The following is a 15,576-nucleotide window of genomic DNA, read 5'->3' on the forward strand; positions in this document are numbered from 1 at the left end:
GCGGCACGCTCAGAGGCGGCTCAGGTCTTCGATGGCGTCGACCACCATGCTGGTGCCCACGGCGATCAGCAGGATGTCGGCGGCCACGCGCACGTACTTGTGACCTGCTGGCGGCGCGCCCAGGCGGATCGAGATGTCGTTGGGCACGGAGTAATAGACCACGTCGGACGGCAGGCGGTAGCCCTTGCGCCATTTTTTGGCCTGCCCCGGGGGCATGCAGCCGTTGTTCTTTTTGGCCAGGCCGGGCGGGCAGTTGCCGGCGCGGAATTGCGGCTCGTAGTAATCGCGCACCGCCAAGCGCTGGCTGTCCTGGAAGTAACCACCGATGTTGATCTGCACCGCGACATTGCTGCTGGAGCGTTCGACGGTGCGTTGCTGGGTGTAGCGCGGCTGGTCGTCGCGGTCGCCCCGGCCGTGTTTGTCTCCCTTGTCGTGTTTGCCGCCGCGTTCGTGCTTTTCGCCTTTGTGGTGCTTGCCACCGCCGGCGTGATCGGGTTTTTCGGCCATCGCAGGGGCTGCGGCGAAGGCCATCACCAAGCTCAGGCCGGCGAGGGTCCATGCAGATCGTGAAGAAGTTTTCATGGTGCAAGTCTCGGATGTTGTGGGGGTCGACGACAGTCTACTTTGTTGTTTTGCGGCACGACCGGTTACATCTGCGCGGTCATCGCAGCGCGAGCACCGGTCATCGATCCGGGCGCAGGGTGGCAGACTCGAACCTCCATTCACAAGCTTCTTCACCGGGTGTCTCCTTGTCCCAAGAAACCGAACTCAAGCTCGAGGTCCATCCGGACGACCTGAGCCACCTGCTGGCGCACCCCTTGCTCAAAGCCATGGTGCCCCGGCGCGAGCGCCTGTTCAACACCTACTTCGACACGTCCACGTTGGCCCTGCGCGCGCAGCGCATGGCGGTGCGCGAACGCCGCGTGGGCCGCCAGACGCTGCTCACCGTGAAGACCGCCGGGCAATCGGTGGGCGGCTTGTCGCAGCGCGGCGAGTGGGAAGCCCCCACCCGGCCAGGCGTCTTTGATTTCGCCGCCCTGGTGAGTGAACCGACCTTGGCCATGCAGCTGACCAGTGTGGCCTGGCAACTCGTGCCGGTGTTCCGCACCGATTTCACACGCCGCAGCTGGGTGCTGCAGCACGGTGCAGCCCGGGTGGAAGTGGCGCTGGACCAGGGTTTCATCGGCACCGGCAACGCACAGGGCAACCACCGCCAGCCGATCCTTGAGCTGGAGCTCGAACTGCTCGAAGGCCCGGTGGACGCCCTGCTGGACCTGGCCCACACCCTGGCGCTGGGTCCCCGGGGGCAGGCGGCCACTGCGCTGCGCCTGCTGCCGGCCAACCGCAGCAAGGCCGAGCGTGGCTATGCGCTGTTCATGGGGGAGCGCTTGCAGCCGGTCAAGGCGTCGGCGCTGCAACTGCACGCGGGCATGCACCCGGTGCAGGCGTTTCGCGCAGCGGCCCTGAGCTGCCTCGCCCACCTGCAGGCCAACGAGGCTGGTGTGCTGCATCCCGGGCCCGAGGGCGCGCTGCCCGACCCCGAGTTCGTTCACCAGGCAAGGGTGGCGCTGCGACGCCTGCGCACCGGCCTGCGCATTTTTCGCACGCACTTGCCCGCCCGGTTTGCCGCGCACTGGGCCGCTGAGTGGAAAGCGCTTGCCAACCAGTTGGGCGATGCGCGCAACTGGGACGTCTTTGTCACCGAGTGGTTGCCCGAACTGATGGCAGGCGATCAGAACGTGCCGGGCGCCGGCGGCGAGTCGCCCCCGGCCCTGCTGGACTGGGTGCAAGCCCAGCGGCGCACCGCCTGGCAGCGCGCCGCCACTGCGCTGGGCAGCCGCGAGCATGCGCTGCGCCTGCTGGCGTTCACGCGCGCGGTGCTGTGTCTGCAGCCCGCAGACCGGTCAGCGGCCGAGACCGCCGACGGGCGTGGTCTGGCGGATTGGGCGCAGGCCAGCTTGCGCGAGCGCCACGCCGCCTTGCGGCTGCAGGCCCGCGCGGCGCGGCGCATGGGCCCCGAGGGGCGGCACGCCCTGCGCATTTCGCTGAAAAAACTGCGTTATGCGCAGGAGTTTCTGGCCAGTGTGCTGCAGCCGAAGCGCGTGGCCCGCAGCACGGCGGTGCTGGCGGACGCCCAGGCCTTGCTCGGTCAGCTCAACGACCTCACCACCGCACACGCGTTGCTGGCCTCGGTGCCCCCGGGCCCCACGTCTGCGCAGGTGGTGGGCTGGCAGCAGGCGCTGCAGGCCCGGCTGGCGGCCGGTCTGGCCGGCTTGTCCGCCATGGAGCGTTCGCTGGAAAAAGCGCCCACCCCTTGGGGTTGAAGGTGCGCGTGTTCAGGCGGCGGCGCTGGGCCGCGCGGCCACCTGGTCGCGCCAGGCTTGCAGCGCGTGCAGGCCGGCATCGGCGGGCTTGAAGCGCATCAGCTTGCCGAACTCCACGGTGCAGAAGGCGGTGATGTCGGCGATGGTGAAGCGGTCCCCGGCCACCCACGGATGGCGCTGCAGTTCGCCATCCAGCCAGATCGCTGTTTCTTTGACCTTGACCAGTTGGGACTGACCGAAATCGGGGAACTGCGGCTGCTCCAGCGGCGCCAGGCCCGGGTGGGTGTGGCGCACCGCGTTGGCCAGCGGCAGCATCAGGTACCACTCCATGCGCCGGTCGGCCATTTCGATGAAGGCGCGTTCCTGTGCGTCGCGGCCCATCAGGTTGGGCTCGGGGTGCAGGCCTTCGAGCCAGGTGCAGATGGCGCGGGTTTCGGTGAGCACACGGCCGTCGTCGAGCTCCAGCGCGGGCACGCGGGCCAGCGGACTTTTGCTGAGGTAGGCGGCCTGCTTGTGCTCCTGGGCGTTCAGATCGAGCACGACCTGCTCGATGCCTTCGATGCCTTTCTCGGCCATGAACATCTGCACGCGCCGCGGGTTGGGTGCGCGTTGCGACACGTAGAGTTTCATGGCGTTTTTCCTTGGAGGCTCTGCCCCATTTCCACCATGCGGCGGGCTTCTTCGGCGAAGCGCTGGGCGCCAGCGTCACCGTCGCGCGTGAGGTCCACCTTGGACGCTGGCTGCTCGATGCCGCGTTGCACGGCCGGGCGGGCGCGGATCGCATCGCGCCAGCGCACGAGGTGCGGCAGGTCGTCCACGTCCACGCCCGACCACCGGTGCGTGCGCACCCAGGCCCAGTTGGCGATGTCGGCGATGGAGTAATCGCCGGCAAGGAATTCGTGGTCTTTGAGCCGCGCGTCGAGCACGCGGAACAGGCGCTTGCTCTCGCCCTGGTAGCGGTCGATCACCGCCGGGATCTTCTCGGGGAAGTAGCGGAAGAACACGTTGGCCTGGCCCATCATCGGACCGATGCCGCCCATCTGGAACATCAGCCACTGCACCACCAGCGAACGGCCTTTGGCGTCGGTGGGCATGAGCTGGCCGGTTTTTTCGGCCAGGTACATGAGGCAGGCACCCGACTCGAACACCGCAAAGCCATCGGCCCCGTGGTCGACGATGGCCGGGATGCGGCCGTTGGGATTGATGGCCAGAAACGCGGGCGTCTTCTGTTCGTTGTTGGCGAGGTCGAGCACCTTGAGCGTGTAGGGCAGGCCGAGCTCTTCGAGCGCGATGGAGACCTTGTGTCCGTTGGGCGTGGCGGCGGTGTAGAGGTCGATCATGTGCGGCCCGATGAGGTGGCTGCGGCCCGCAGGTCGTCGCGGGTGGCGAGCGCCACGCGGCGGGCGGCGGCGGCAAAGTCGTCACCGTCGGAGGCGTACAGGATGGCGCGCGAGGAGTTCACGATGATCGGTCCGGTGGTGGCGTCGCCCTGCGTGCGCAGGCCGGCGCGCACCGTGGCCATGGCGTCCCCGCCTTGCGCGCCCACGCCGGGAATCAGCAGCGGCAAGGTGGGCGCGATCTCGCGCACACGCTCGATCTCGGCCGGGTAGGTGGCGCCCACCACCAGGCCGAGCTGGCCGTTGAGGTTCCAAGGCCCTTGCGCGAGCCGCGCGATGTGCTCGTACAGCAGAGGCTGACCGTCCACCGAGGTCAGGCGCTGGCTCTGCAGATCATCGCCACCGGGGTTGGAGGTGCGGCACAGCAGAAACGCGCCCTTGCCGTGGTACGTCAGGTACGGCTGCAAGGAGTCAAAACCCATGAAGGGCGAGAGCGTCACCGCGTCGGCACCGTAGCGCTCGAAGGCTTCGATGGCGTACTGCTGCGCGGTGCTGCCGATGTCGCCGCGCTTGGCGTCCAGGATGGTGGGCACGTGGGGCGCCGTGCGGCGCATGTGCTCCATCAGGCGCTCCAGTTGGTCTTCGGCGCGGTGTGCCGCGAAGTAGGCGATCTGCGGTTTGAAGGCGATGGCCGTGTCGGCCGTGGCGTCGACGATGGCCGCGCAGAAATCAAAGATGCGGCTGGCATCGCCCTTGAGCTGGGCGGGAAATCGCGCCGGGTCAGGATCGAGGCCCACGCAGAGCAAGGAGCGGTTCTGGCGCTCGGCGCCGCGCAGCATGTCGATAAAGGTCATGCGGGGATTTTAGGTGGGCGTGCCGTTGGGCATACCGGGGGAGGGTTCCCTCTAAGATCGCCCCTCATGCAAACCCTCTCCCGCCGACAGCTCGTCCTGCTGATCCTGCTCACGCTGGTGTGGGGCATCAACTGGCCCATCATGAAACTCGGCGTCACGGGTTTCCCGGCGCTCACGTTTCGAACCATCAGCATGTGGATCGGCTTGCCGGTGCTCGCGCTGGTGCTGGTGTGGCGCCGCGTGCCGTTTCGCATCGGCCGCGAACACTGGCGCGAGCTGGCCGTGCTCACGGTGTTCAACATGCTGGTCTGGCACACGCTGGCGGTGCTGGCGATCCAGACCCTCTCCAGTGGCCGCGCGGCGATCCTGGGCTACACCATGCCGGTGTTCTCGGCCATCGTGGGTGCCTGGTGGTTCGGACAAAAGCTGGGCGCGCGCGCCTGGGGAGGCGTGGGCGCGGCGGCGCTGGGCGTGGTGCTGCTGCTGTGGCACGAGCTCACGCAGCTCACCGGCAAGCCGGTGGGCGTGGTGATGATGCTCACCGCCGCGGCCGCCTGGGCACTGGGCACGCAGATGCTGCGCCGCACCACCTTGCCCCAGCCCACGCTGGCCATCTCGTTCTGGATGACGCTGTTCACCACGCTGTGGATGACCGTGGCTGCGGTGCTGTTCGAGCGAGAAGCGTGGGTGGCGCCCACGCCCGCCATCTGGGGCGCGATCGTCTACAACGCGCTGGGCGTGTTTGCATTTGCGCAGGTCGCCTGGCTGATGATGGCGCGCGACTTGCCACCGGTGGCCTCCACCTTGTCGGTGATGTTCATCCCGGTGCTGGGGGTGTTCAGCGGCGCGTGGTGGTTGAACGAGGTGTTGCACTGGCAGGACTGGGCGGCCGTTGCACTCGTCATGGTCGCCATTGCATCAGTGTTGTGGCCCCCACGCTCCGCCGCTGCGCGGGTCGCTGCCCCCCGAGGGGGCTGATCCGGCTTGGGGCGGCCCGGCGCCGGATCGCTGTGGCCCTTGTCAGCCCGGCAACTGCGCCATGGCCAGGCACAGATCGGCCCAGGCCTTGCCCTTGTCGGTCGGCGTGCGCAGCAGGTAGGCCGGGTGGTAGGTCACGATCACCGGCACACCTTCGTAGTGGTGCACCTGGCCGCGCAGGCGACCAATGGGCTCGCTGGTCTTGAGCAAGGCCTGCACCGCAAAGCGGCCCATGGCCACGATCACCTTGGGTTTCACCAGCGCCACCTGGCGCGCCAGGTAGGGCTCGCACTGCGCCACCTCGTCCGGTTGCGGATTGCGGTTGGCGGGCGGGCGGCACTTGAGCACGTTGGCAATGTAGGCGCCCTGTGCGCCCTGGCCGGTGCGGCTGCGGCCCACGGCCTTGAGCATGTTGTCGAGCAGCTGGCCGGCGGCGCCCACGAAGGGTTCGCCCTGCAGGTCCTCGTTTTCGCCGGGGGCTTCGCCCACCACCATCCAGTCGGTGTGTTCGTCGCCCACGCCGAACACGGTGTTGGTGCGACCCTGGCACAACCCGCAGGCTTGGCAGCCGGCCACGGCTTCGCGCAGAGCCGGCCAGTCGAGTGTGGCGACCGGGCTGGCGGGTCTGGGTTGTGCGGGCGGGGTGGACACAGATGCCGGTGTCGCCACGGGCGAAGGTCTGGGGGCGGGTGTTGCGGGGCTGGCCGCCGTGGGCGCAGGCTCTTGCGCAACGAGGACGGTGCCTTTGGCCGGCGCAGGTTTCGGCGCCCACACCCGCACGCCCATTTCGGCCAGCATGGCGCGCTGGCGTGCATCAAGCTCGGGCACGAAGGAAGTGTCGGGTGTGTCGTTCATGGCGAGGCCTGCACGGCGGCTGCCGCCACCAGGTTCAGGCTCATCACCACCGCGTCTTCGCGCTGGAAGTGGCCCGCCGGGTAATAGCCCTTGCGAAGGCCCACCTGCGCGAAGCCGTACTGTTCGTACAAGGCGCGCGCGGGCGCATTGCTCTGGCGCACCTCCAGCCAGACCCACTGCGCGCCCTGGCCGCGCGACCACAGGGCCAGCGCGTCGAGCATGAAGTGCGCCCAGCCTTGGCGCTGGTGGGCGGTGGCCACGGTGATGTTGAGCAGGTGCACCTCGTCCACGCCCGGCATGGCCACCAGGTACCCCAGCAGCACGCGGCCGTCGGCGCGCGACGGGTGGACCGCCTCGCCCGGGAGAGCCTCGGACAGCAGCAGCATCGCCGGGTAACCGGCCTTGAGCGAGTCGTGAAAATGCCGGCGCGACCACGGGTGGGCGTAGGCCTGCGACTCCACGGCCTGCACCGCGTCCAGGTCGGACTCGCGCATGGGTTCGAACACGATCAGGCGCTCCGGCCGGGACGGCGTGCGCGGCCGCATCTGCGGCTCGGTGGGTGCGGGCCACAGGCCGCTGGCCCAGGCGGGGAGGGCGGCCTTCGCCGCCGCGGGAGTGGGTGTGTTCATGCGCCCGCCTCGGCGGCCAGGCGGATGCTTTCGCGCTCCGCTGTGGTCTGCGCCACCTTGTCGCGCACGTACAGAGGCAAGGCGTCCTGCGCCGCCACGGCATGGCCCGCCGCCAGCAGACCCGGGGCCAGGCGCAGCAGGGCGGCGGCCGTGGGCAGGGCGGTGTGGCGCTGGCCAGGCAGCGTTGCCAGCGTTTCCATGTCGAACACGTTGCCAGTGAGCAAGCGCTCGCCCTGTGTCAGGTCTTGCAAGTAAGTCTGCAGATCGGCGGGCGTGCACAGGCGGGGTGGCGCCAGCGGGGTCAGTCCCGCGGGGCCCGCAGCGCTGCAAGCGTAGGGCGCCACGTAGATCTCGCCCATGCGGGCGTCGAGCAGCGCCACGATGGCACCCGGCACCGGCTGTCCGGCATCCACCTGCGCCTGCCGGGCTTCTTCGGCCAGGGCCAGCAGCGTGTCCACCGGCAGCACCGGCAAGCCGCCCGCGCGGCCCAGGCCTTGGGCGCCGTAGGCCAGGCCCTGGGCCACCGAGCAGGCGGTGCGCAGGCCGGTGAACGATCCCGGTCCGCGCCCGAACACCACGGCGGCCAGCGTGTCCAGCGACCAGCCGGCCTCGGTGAGCAGGCTGCGCACCATGGGCAGCAGCGTGGCGGACGCCTGCGCGCCGCCGGGGCCGCTGCGTTGCCACACCGGCGCGCCGGGCTCACCCGTGCCCAGCGCCACCGACAGAGCGTCGGTGCTGGTTTCAATGGCCAGCAGGCGCTGCTGCGGGAGGTGTGTGGAGGGCATCGCAGGATTATCGGGCAGGGTGCCGGTCATCCGTCCTGCGGCCCATTGAACGGGGTCAATGCTGCTCTGGGCGCGGTGCCGTTTCATAATGAAACACATGTCCCTCACACGCTCCCTGTTCGCCCTGCTGGCCACCGCTGTGGTCGCGCTGCCTGCTTGCGCCCAGCTGCCTGGCGAATACGGTGCGCTCCCCCCCACCGTGGTGGCCGCGCTCAAGCGCGCGCAGGTGCCGCCGAGCGCCTTGTCGGCGCTGGTGGTGTCGGTCGACAGCCGGGCTGAGGAGCGGCTGCGTTTTCGCGCCAGCGTGCCGGTGAACCCGGCCTCGGTGATGAAGCTGGTGACCACCTACGCCGCCATCGACCTGCTGGGCGCCGACTACACCTGGAACACCCGCTTCTACACCGACGGCACGATCGACCATGGCGTGCTGCGCGGCAACCTGTATGTGCGCGGTGATGGTGATCCGAAGTTCGTGCTCGAACGCATCCAGAGCGCGTTTTTTGCGCTGCAAGACAAGGGTGTTCGCGTGGTGCTGGGCGACATCGTGCTCGACCACAGCGCCTTCGAAATCGCCGCCACCGACCCCGGTGCGTTTGACGGCGAATCCCTGCGTCCCTACAACGCCACCCCCGACGCGCTGCTGGTCAATTTCAAGTCGGTCGTGCTGACCTTCCAGCCCGACGGCGCCAATGGTGTTGCGCGCGTGATCAGCGAGCCGCCCATGGCCGGTCTGGCGATCGATGCCACCGTGCCGCTGGCGCGCGTGGGCACGGGCTGCGGCGATTGGCGCAGCGGCCTGCAGGCGCGTTTTGACGACGCCAACAGCATCCGCTTTGAAGGCCGCTACCCGCAGAGCTGCGGCGAACTCAAGTGGCCGGTGGCGTATCAAGACCCGGGCCGCTACGCGGCGCGCGCCATGGAAGGCCTGTGGCGCACCAGCGGCGGCGCCATCACCGGCCACGCCCGCCCGGGCCTCACGCCGCCGGGCGCCACGCTGCTGCACGAAGCGGCGTCGCTGCCGCTCTCCGACATCATCACCGACGTGAACCAGTGGAGCAACAACGTGATGGCGCAGCAGGTGTACCTCACGCTGGGCCGGCTGGTGCCCACGCCGGCGCCTCAACCGGGGATGACGCAAGGCGCTGCCGGTGGCCTGATTCCCATGCGCCCGGCGCGCTTCGAGCGCTCGCGCGAGGTGATCGAGAACTGGTGGAAACGCACCTTCGGCATCCGCAGCGCGATGCCGGTGATGGACAACGGCTCGGGGCTCTCGCGCGACGAGCGCATCTCGCCCGAAGCCCTGGCCAATTTGCTGCGCCACGCCAGCCGCCACCCCCAAGGCGAGCGCTTCGCCAGTTCCTTGTCGGTGGCCGGTGTCAACGGCACCGCCGCCCGCATGGCCCGTGCGCCCGGCAGTGCTGCGCGCGGCAACGCGCAGCTCAAGACCGGCACGCTCAGGGACGTGACGGGCATCGCCGGTTATGTGAACGCGGCCAATGGCGCGCGTTACGTGGTGGTGGGCTTTGTGAACCACCCCAACGCGCCCGCGGCGCGCCCGGCGCTGGAGGCGCTGGTGGAGTGGACCGCCGCGCAGCAAGACTGATGAAGGCCAATTGATGCAACTGGGCGACGCCATCGGCTTCAGTGCCGCTTTCCTCACCACGGCCAGCTTCATCCCGCAAGCCTGGCTCACCTTCAAGACGCGCGACGTGAGCGGTATTTCGCTCGGCATGTACAGCGCGTTCACGCTGGGCGTGGCGCTGTGGCTGGTCTATGGGCTGAGCCTGGGCGCCTGGCCGGTGGTGGTGGCCAACACCATCACGTTGGCGTTGGCGCTGTCGATCCTGGTGATGAAGCTGCGCTACGGGCGCCCATCTTCAAGCTGATCAGGCCGCTGCGCGCACCAGCCGGTCGCGCACACCGTCCCACGCCGCGTCGGCCGGCGGTGTTTCCACCCAGATCAGGCGCACGCCGGTGGCGTCGAGCTCGCGCAGCACGGCAAACAGCTCCTGAGCACTTCGTGATGCATCGGTCGGCATCCGTCGCACGCTCACACCGCGCGCGGCCGTGATGGGCGTGCGGGCGTACACCGCGATGTGGCGCGCATCCGACCCCAGCAAGTCCAGCGCGGCCTGCAGGGGTTTGGCGTCCATCAGCCGCACCTTGGCGCGCGGCGCGTAGTGCGATTCGAGCGTGCCCGAGGCGCGGGGTGCGGCTTCGTCGCGCTCGCGCAGCGGCTGCTGGCACACCGCCTCGATCTGCGCGGCCGTGACCATGCCGGGGCGCAGCAGCACCGGCCAGGCCCGCGTGGCGTCGACGATGGTGGACTCGATGCCGACCGGGCAGGCTCCGCCGTCGAGGATGAGCAGGTCGGCCCCCGGCAGCGCGGCGAATTCCTCCAACACATGGGCGGCGGTGGTCGGGCTCACGCGGCCGAAGCGGTTGGCGCTGGGCGCCGCCACACCGCTCACCCCATGTGCCGCCGCCGCGGTGAGCAGCGCTTGCGCCACCGGGTGGGCCGGGCAGCGCAGGCCCACCGAGTCCTGCCCGCCCGCGGCCACCGCCGCCACACCGTCGCGGCGCGGCAGGATGAGCGTGAGCGGGCCGGGCCAGAAGGCGTTCATGAGCGCGGTGGCAAAGGCCGGCACGTCGCGCGCGTAGTGGTCAACGCCCGCGCGCCAACCTTGTGCGCCGGTGCCGGGCGCGAGGTGCACGATCAGCGGGTGGTCGGCCGGGCGGCCCTTGGCTTCAAAGATGCGGTGCACCGCGGTGGCGTTGTCGGCATCGGCCGCGAGGCCATACACGGTTTCGGTCGGCATGCCCACCAGCGAGCCCGCCGCCAGACGCTGCGCCGCTTGCTCCACGGCAGACGCATCGGTGGCGTTCAACAACAGCGGCATGCGGTGCTCAGGCGCTCAGCGGGGGCAGGCCGAGCAGCGTCAACACCTTCGCGGTGGTCTCTCGCACCTGCGCCACCGTGGGCGCGGTGATGTTGAGGTGGCCCATCTTGCGGCCGGGGCGGGCGCTCAGCTTGCCGTAGAGGTGCAGGTGGGTGCCGGGCAGGGCCAGCACCTGCGCCCAGGGCGGCGACACGCCACGCTCGCTCACTTTTTCGCGCACGGCGTTGGGCGCAAACCAGAGGTCGCCCAGCAGGTTGACCATGATGGCCGGGCTGTGCTGGCGCGGTGTGGGCAGCGGCAGGCCGGCGAGTGTGCGCACCTGCGCTTCGAACTGCGAGATGTCGCAGGCGTTCTGCGTGTAGTGGCCGCTGTTGTGGGGGCGCGGCGCCATCTCGTTGACGATCAGGTCCACGCCGTTCGCGGTGTCGACCAGGAAGTACTCCACGCACAACACGCCCACGTAGTTGAGGTGGTTGGCCAGGGCCACCGTGCTGGCCTGCGCGCGCGCGGCCAGGGTCGGGTCCAGCGCGCCCTCGTACACCTCGGTGATGGCCAGAATGCCGTCGTGGTGTGTGTTCTTCTGCACCGGGAAACTCACGGAATGTCCATCGGCGCTGCGTGCCACGATCACCGAGCACTCGCCTCGCAACGGCATCAGCTTTTCCAGCACGCACGGCACTTTGTTCAGGCCTTCCCAGGCGGCGGCGATCTCTTCGCGCGTGCTCACACGCACCTGGCCCTTGCCGTCGTAACCCAGGCGCGCGGTTTTCAAAATGCCGGGCAGCAGATCGGCCGGCACGGCGGCGAGCAGCGCGTCGGTGGTGATGGCCGCATACGGAGCGGGGAACACGCCGCTGACCGGCGCGCACTGCACGAAGTGCGCTTTTTCCTTGATGCGGTCCTGCGCCACCGCCACGCAGCTCGCCGAGGGCGCGACCGGGCGGTGCGCGCCGAGCGTGACCAGCGCGGGCGAGGGCACGTTCTCGAACTCGGTGGTGATGGCTTCGCAGCGCTGCATCAGCTGCGCCAGGCCCTGCTCGTCGTCATACGGCGTCTGGATGTGGAAGTGGCTGATGAGCCCGGCCGGGCTGGCCGGATCGGGATCGAGCACGGCGGTGAAGTAACCCATGGCCTGGGCGGCCTGCACGAACATGCGCCCGAGCTGGCCGCCGCCCATGACGCCGAGCGTGATCTGCTGGCCGGTGGGCGAGGTGCTGCCGGGGAGGATGGTCTTGAGGCTCATGGGGGTGGTGTCAGAGTGGAAGGGTCATGCCGCGTGCGGCGGCGGTCTGCTGTGCGCGGAAGGCTTCTAGCTTCTCGCGCAGTGCAGGGTCTTCATTGGCCAGCATGGCCACGGCGAACAGCGCCGCGTTGGCCGCACCCGCCGCGCCGATGGCGAAGGTGGCCACCGGCACACCCTTGGGCATCTGCACGATGCTGTGCAGCGAGTCCACGCCACTCAGGTGTTTGCTGGCCACCGGCACGCCGAGCACCGGCACCACCGTCTTGGCCGCCAGCATGCCCGGCAGGTGGGCCGCGCCACCCGCGCCCGCGATGATGCACGTCAGGCCCCGCCCGGCCGCGCTCTCGGCGTAGGTGAACATGTCGTCGGGCATGCGGTGCGCCGAGACCACGCGGGCGTCAAACGAAATGCCGAAGTCCTGCAGGATCTGCACGGCGTGCTGCATGGTGTCCCAGTCGCTGCTGGAGCCCATGACCACGCCCACCTGGATGGGGTTCATGTTGTGCCTTTGGCCGATGCGCTCCCGGCGGGAGCGTTGCCCGGTGGCGCGCATGAACAGGCATGGCGCACTCCGGTAAAGTGTCGATTTTACGGGCCGCTGCTCAGCGCCCCGCTTCCCCTTCAGGCCTCCTCCCCATGATCAACGTCACCATCGCCAATTTTGAAGCCGAGGTCATCGAGGCTTCGCACCACATGCCCGTGCTGGTCGATTTCTGGGCCCCGTGGTGCGGCCCGTGCAAGGTGATCGGCCCGCTGCTGGAAAAGGTGGAGACCGCTTACGCCGGGCGCTTCAAGCTGGTCAAGATCGACTCCGACCAGGAGCAGCAACTCGCCGCCGCCTTCGGCATCCGCAGCATCCCCACCTGCGTGCTGCTCATGAACGGCCAGCCGGTCGACGGTTTCATGGGCGCGCTGCCCGAAGGCCAGATCAAGGAGTTCCTCGACAAACACCTGCCCGCGGCCAACGAGCTCGAAGCGGTGGCGGTGGAAGAAGAAGCGCTGGACGCCATTGAAGAAGGCGACCTTGAAGGTGCGCTGGAGAAGCTGCAGGAGGCCGTGAAAACCGACCCGAACAACGACGATGCGCGCTTCGACCTCGTGAAGCTGCAGCTGGAGTTGGGCCTGGACGACGATGCCAAGGTCGCGTTTGCGCCCGTGATCGCCAAGGCCGCCGCGGTGCGCCGGCTCGATTCGTTGCAGCGCTGGATGGCCGCGCGCGATGCGCAAGCCGCCGTGGCCGATCCAGAAGCCCGCGCGGCCGAGTTGCAGGCGGCGATTGCCACCAACAAACGCGACTTTGCCTCGCGCTTCGCACTGGCCCAGTTGCTGATGGCGCACAGCCAGTGGGTGCCTGCGATGGACGAGTTGCTGGAAATCCTGATGCGCGACAAGGCCTGGAGCGAAGACCTCGCGCGCAAGACCTTCATTGCGATCCTCGACATCATCGAGCCACCCAAGCCCAAGGTGGCCGAAGGCCAGGTGCCGCCGGAAGATCCGACGGTGGCGACTTACCGCCGCCGCCTTTCTTCGGTTGTCTTGAGCTGAGACTACCCCGTTCGCCCTGAGCCTGTCGAAGGGCTCACCCGCACGGTGGTGTGGCAGGGCTTCGACAAGCTCAGCCCGAACGGAGAGTGGCTCAGCCCATCAACCGGGTCAGTGCTTCCTGGTACTTCGCGGCCGTTTTTTCAATCACTTCGCGCGGCAAACGCGGCGCGGGCGGCGTCTTGTCCCAGGGCTTGCCGCCCACCTGCGCGGTTTCCAGCCAGTCGCGCAGGAACTGCTTGTCGTAGCTCGGTGGGTTCTGGCCCACCACGTAGCTCTCTGCAGGCCAGTAGCGTGAGCTGTCGGGCGTGAGCACCTCGTCCATGAGCACCAGTTTCCCGGCCTTGTCCAGGCCGAACTCGAACTTGGTGTCCGCAATGATGATGCCCTTCTTGAGCGCCATCTCGGCCGCGGCCTTGTAGAGCGCGATCGACACGTCGCGGATCTGCGCGGCGAGTTCGGGGCCGATCATGGCCACGGTTTGTTCAAACGTGATGTTCTCGTCGTGCTCGCCCATCTCGGCCTTGGCCGCTGGCGTGTAGATCGGCTCGGGCAGTTTGGACGCGTTCTGCAAACCGGCGGGCAGCTTCACGCCGCACACGGCCTGGTTGTCCTGGTATTCCTTCCAGCCGCTGCCGGCCAGATACCCGCGCACCACGGCTTCCACCGGGATCGGCTTCAAGCGCTGCACCAGCATCGAGCGGCCGGTGACCTGGGGCACCTCGGCCGCGGACACCACGCTCTCGGGCGCATCGCCCGTGAGGTGGATCGGGCAGATGTTGAGACCCTGGGGGCCGAGCTGGTCGAACCAGAACAGCGAGAGCTTGGTGAGCAGCTCACCCTTGCCGGGGATGGGCTCGCCCATGATCACGTCGAAGGCGCTGATGCGGTCGCTGGCCACCATCAGGATGCGGTCGTCGCCCACGGCGTAGTTGTCGCGCACCTTGCCGCGCGCCAGCAAGGGCAGGGAGGTGAGGGCCGAGGTGTGCAGGGCAGTGGTCATGATCGGGTCGAAGAAATGCGGGACAAGAAAAAAGCCCGTTGAACAGCCAACGGGCTTTGAACCATTCCGGGGGATTATCGCAAGTTGACGAGCCCCCGGGCCACCCCTTATTTCGCGGCCAGTCCCAGGCGCTCGATCAGGGTCTTGTCCTTGGCGTAGGTCTCGGCCGCCCACTGGCGGTACTCGTCACCGTTGCGGTACCACATGGCCTGGTTGAGCTGGCCCAGCACTTCCAGGTGGCGCGGCTCCTCCATGGCCTTCTTGAACGCGTCGTGCAGCGTCTTCATGATGGCCGGGTCCATGCCCTTGGGGCCCACCAGGCCGTAGGGCGAACTCGACACCACGTTGTAGCCCAGGTCCTGCGCGGTGGGCACGTCGGGCCAGCGTTTGGTGCGCTGTTCGCCAAAGGTCACGAGCAGGCGCATCTCGCCACTGTCGACAAACTTGTCCCAGCCGGTGGCGTCGCTTTGCGCCATCACGTGGCCGCCGAGCAGGGCCGACTGCAGGTCGGCGTTGCCCTTGAACGGCACGTGCACGAACTGCACCTTGGCGTTGCCGGCCAGCTCTTCCATGAGCAGGTGCGGGCTGCTGCCGGTGCCGGTGGAGCCGTAGTTGATCGTGCCGGGCGCCTTGCGCGCGGCCTCCACATAGTCCTTGAAGGTCTTGTAGGGCGAGTCGGCCTTCACGGTGAGGCCGAAGGTGTAGCCCGACACACCGATGATGTAGCTGAAGTCGGTCAGCGGGTTCCAGTTGGTCTTCTGCATGTGCGGCATGCGCAGCATGCCCAGCGGGAACTGGGCGATGGTGTAGCCGTCGGGCTTGGCGGTTTGCGCCATGGTGCTCGGGCCGAGGGTGCCGCCGGCACCGGGCTTGTTTTCCACCACGATGGGCTGGCCCAGGTGTTTGGAGGCGAGTTCGGCCAGCGTGCGCAGGTGGCGGTCGGTGGAGCCACCGGCGGGCCACGGAATGATGAGCGTGACCGGGCGGCTGGGGTAGGCCTGGGCTTGCGCGTGGGCCACGCTCCAGGGCGCCACGCCGGCGGCGGCCGTGGCGGTGATGGCGGCCAGCAACAGCGCGCGGCGGCCGCTGGACGGGGGAGTGGATGGTGTGTTCTTCATGCGTTTGT

General features: G+C 68.7%; 17 protein-coding genes. 5 read left to right on the forward strand and 12 right to left on the reverse strand.

Going from position 1 to position 15,576, the window contains the following annotated elements:
• Positions 1-9 precede the first annotated feature (9 nt).
• Positions 10-582 carry a hypothetical protein gene (locus ACN4F8_RS01230; RefSeq protein ID WP_419471905.1) on the reverse strand — a complete coding sequence of 191 codons (573 nt, stop codon included), beginning with the start codon at positions 580-582 and terminating at the stop codon, positions 10-12.
• Between the two features lie 167 nt (positions 583-749).
• Between ACN4F8_RS01230 and ACN4F8_RS01235 the strand changes: the two genes are divergently transcribed.
• On the forward strand, positions 750-2,324 hold the full coding sequence (locus ACN4F8_RS01235) for a CHAD domain-containing protein (RefSeq protein WP_419471906.1): 1,575 nt from the start codon (positions 750-752) through the stop codon (positions 2,322-2,324).
• Positions 2,325-2,336: 12 nt separating this feature from the next.
• Here the strand turns inward: ACN4F8_RS01235 and ACN4F8_RS01240 are convergent, their stop codons facing one another.
• From ACN4F8_RS01240 to pyrF, 3 genes are read right to left on the reverse strand one after another with little or no spacing between them, the layout of a single operon-like run.
• Positions 2,337-2,954 (reverse strand): glutathione S-transferase family protein, encoded by a 618-nt coding sequence (locus ACN4F8_RS01240; RefSeq protein WP_419471907.1) that lies wholly within the window; start codon positions 2,952-2,954, stop codon positions 2,337-2,339.
• Positions 2,951-3,664 (reverse strand): glutathione S-transferase family protein, encoded by a 714-nt coding sequence (locus ACN4F8_RS01245; RefSeq protein WP_419471908.1) that lies wholly within the window; start codon positions 3,662-3,664, stop codon positions 2,951-2,953. Before ACN4F8_RS01245 ends, ACN4F8_RS01240 begins: the two co-directional genes overlap by 4 nt.
• Positions 3,661-4,515 carry an orotidine-5'-phosphate decarboxylase gene (pyrF, locus tag ACN4F8_RS01250; RefSeq protein ID WP_419471909.1) on the reverse strand — a complete coding sequence of 285 codons (855 nt, stop codon included), beginning with the start codon at positions 4,513-4,515 and terminating at the stop codon, positions 3,661-3,663. Before pyrF ends, ACN4F8_RS01245 begins: the two co-directional genes overlap by 4 nt.
• A 66-nt stretch (positions 4,516-4,581) precedes the next feature.
• Here pyrF and ACN4F8_RS01255 point away from each other — a divergent pair, with 66 nt between their 5' ends.
• Positions 4,582-5,493 (forward strand): DMT family transporter, encoded by a 912-nt coding sequence (locus ACN4F8_RS01255; RefSeq protein ID WP_419471910.1) that lies wholly within the window; start codon positions 4,582-4,584, stop codon positions 5,491-5,493.
• A 42-nt stretch (positions 5,494-5,535) separates the two neighbouring features.
• Here ACN4F8_RS01255 and ACN4F8_RS01260 read toward each other — a convergent pair whose 3' ends face one another.
• The 3 genes from ACN4F8_RS01260 to tsaB all read right to left on the reverse strand — a co-directional run bounded on the left by ACN4F8_RS01260 (position 5,536) and on the right by tsaB (position 7,762).
• Positions 5,536-6,348 (reverse strand): uracil-DNA glycosylase family protein, encoded by an 813-nt coding sequence (locus ACN4F8_RS01260; protein WP_419471911.1) that lies wholly within the window; start codon positions 6,346-6,348, stop codon positions 5,536-5,538.
• Positions 6,345-6,893 (reverse strand): ribosomal protein S18-alanine N-acetyltransferase, encoded by a 549-nt coding sequence (gene rimI / locus ACN4F8_RS01265; protein WP_419471940.1) that lies wholly within the window; start codon positions 6,891-6,893, stop codon positions 6,345-6,347. Before rimI ends, ACN4F8_RS01260 begins: the two co-directional genes overlap by 4 nt.
• Positions 6,894-6,973: 80 nt before the next feature.
• A complete protein-coding gene (tsaB, locus tag ACN4F8_RS01270) occupies positions 6,974-7,762 on the reverse strand; it encodes a tRNA (adenosine(37)-N6)-threonylcarbamoyltransferase complex dimerization subunit type 1 TsaB (protein ID WP_419471912.1) in 789 nt (262 codons plus the stop codon).
• 97 nt (positions 7,763-7,859) lie between these two features.
• Here tsaB and dacB point away from each other — a divergent pair, with 97 nt between their 5' ends.
• Both dacB and ACN4F8_RS01280 read left to right on the forward strand, forming a co-directional pair.
• A complete protein-coding gene (gene dacB, locus ACN4F8_RS01275) occupies positions 7,860-9,365 on the forward strand; it encodes a D-alanyl-D-alanine carboxypeptidase/D-alanyl-D-alanine-endopeptidase (protein WP_419471913.1) in 1,506 nt (501 codons plus the stop codon).
• Positions 9,366-9,378: 13 nt separating this feature from the next.
• Positions 9,379-9,648, forward strand: a complete 270-nt coding sequence (locus ACN4F8_RS01280) for a SemiSWEET transporter (protein ID WP_419471914.1) — start codon at positions 9,379-9,381, stop codon at positions 9,646-9,648.
• On the opposite strand, the gene ACN4F8_RS01285 is transcribed toward ACN4F8_RS01280, so the two are convergent.
• The 3 genes from ACN4F8_RS01285 to purE are packed head-to-tail and all read right to left on the reverse strand — an operon-like array spanning position 9,649 to position 12,404.
• Positions 9,649-10,656 carry an L-threonylcarbamoyladenylate synthase gene (locus tag ACN4F8_RS01285; RefSeq protein ID WP_419471941.1) on the reverse strand — a complete coding sequence of 336 codons (1,008 nt, stop codon included), beginning with the start codon at positions 10,654-10,656 and terminating at the stop codon, positions 9,649-9,651.
• A gap of 13 nt (positions 10,657-10,669) precedes the next feature.
• On the reverse strand, positions 10,670-11,905 hold the full coding sequence (locus ACN4F8_RS01290) for a 5-(carboxyamino)imidazole ribonucleotide synthase (protein ID WP_419471915.1): 1,236 nt from the start codon (positions 11,903-11,905) through the stop codon (positions 10,670-10,672).
• A 10-nt stretch (positions 11,906-11,915) separates the two neighbouring features.
• Positions 11,916-12,404, reverse strand: a complete 489-nt coding sequence (purE, locus tag ACN4F8_RS01295) for a 5-(carboxyamino)imidazole ribonucleotide mutase (RefSeq protein WP_419471916.1) — start codon at positions 12,402-12,404, stop codon at positions 11,916-11,918.
• 137 nt (positions 12,405-12,541) lie between these two features.
• Here purE and trxA point away from each other — a divergent pair, with 137 nt between their 5' ends.
• Entirely contained in the window at positions 12,542-13,450 is a 909-nt protein-coding gene (trxA, locus tag ACN4F8_RS01300) for a thioredoxin (protein WP_419471917.1), read from the forward strand.
• A gap of 91 nt (positions 13,451-13,541) precedes the next feature.
• On the opposite strand, the gene ACN4F8_RS01305 is transcribed toward trxA, so the two are convergent.
• A complete protein-coding gene (locus ACN4F8_RS01305) occupies positions 13,542-14,450 on the reverse strand; it encodes a phosphoribosylaminoimidazolesuccinocarboxamide synthase (protein WP_419471918.1) in 909 nt (302 codons plus the stop codon).
• A 107-nt stretch (positions 14,451-14,557) separates the two neighbouring features.
• Positions 14,558-15,568, reverse strand: coding sequence for a tripartite tricarboxylate transporter substrate binding protein (locus ACN4F8_RS01310; RefSeq protein WP_419471919.1), 1,011 nt, complete (start codon positions 15,566-15,568; stop codon positions 14,558-14,560).
• Positions 15,569-15,576: the final 8 nt, after the last annotated feature.

It is taken from the genome of Hydrogenophaga sp. (assembly GCF_048549895.1).
Classification (GTDB): domain Bacteria; phylum Pseudomonadota; class Gammaproteobacteria; order Burkholderiales; family Burkholderiaceae_C; genus Hydrogenophaga.

Excerpts from the sequence above, each read along its gene's own strand:
- ACN4F8_RS01280 (WP_419471914.1), top strand. The coding sequence starts at position 9,379 with ATGCAACTGGGCGACGCCATCGGCTTCAGTGCCGCTTTCCTCACCACG.
- dacB (WP_419471913.1), top strand. The coding sequence starts at position 7,860 with ATGTCCCTCACACGCTCCCTGTTCGCCCTGCTGGCCACCGCTGTGGTC.
- ACN4F8_RS01260 (WP_419471911.1), bottom strand. The coding sequence starts at position 6,348 with ATGAACGACACACCCGACACTTCCTTCGTGCCCGAGCTTGATGCACGC.
- ACN4F8_RS01255 (WP_419471910.1), top strand. The coding sequence starts at position 4,582 with ATGCAAACCCTCTCCCGCCGACAGCTCGTCCTGCTGATCCTGCTCACG.
- ACN4F8_RS01310 (WP_419471919.1), bottom strand. The coding sequence starts at position 15,568 with ATGAAGAACACACCATCCACTCCCCCGTCCAGCGGCCGCCGCGCGCTG.
- ACN4F8_RS01245 (WP_419471908.1), bottom strand. The coding sequence starts at position 3,664 with ATGATCGACCTCTACACCGCCGCCACGCCCAACGGACACAAGGTCTCC.
- trxA (WP_419471917.1), top strand. The coding sequence starts at position 12,542 with ATGATCAACGTCACCATCGCCAATTTTGAAGCCGAGGTCATCGAGGCT.
- ACN4F8_RS01290 (WP_419471915.1), bottom strand. The coding sequence starts at position 11,905 with ATGAGCCTCAAGACCATCCTCCCCGGCAGCACCTCGCCCACCGGCCAG.
- ACN4F8_RS01305 (WP_419471918.1), bottom strand. The coding sequence starts at position 14,450 with ATGACCACTGCCCTGCACACCTCGGCCCTCACCTCCCTGCCCTTGCTG.
- ACN4F8_RS01240 (WP_419471907.1), bottom strand. The coding sequence starts at position 2,954 with ATGAAACTCTACGTGTCGCAACGCGCACCCAACCCGCGGCGCGTGCAG.
- purE (WP_419471916.1), bottom strand. The coding sequence starts at position 12,404 with ATGAACCCCATCCAGGTGGGCGTGGTCATGGGCTCCAGCAGCGACTGG.
- tsaB (WP_419471912.1), bottom strand. The coding sequence starts at position 7,762 with ATGCCCTCCACACACCTCCCGCAGCAGCGCCTGCTGGCCATTGAAACC.
- ACN4F8_RS01230 (WP_419471905.1), bottom strand. The coding sequence starts at position 582 with ATGAAAACTTCTTCACGATCTGCATGGACCCTCGCCGGCCTGAGCTTG.
- pyrF (WP_419471909.1), bottom strand. The coding sequence starts at position 4,515 with ATGACCTTTATCGACATGCTGCGCGGCGCCGAGCGCCAGAACCGCTCC.
- rimI (WP_419471940.1), bottom strand. The coding sequence starts at position 6,893 with ATGCGGCCGCGCACGCCGTCCCGGCCGGAGCGCCTGATCGTGTTCGAA.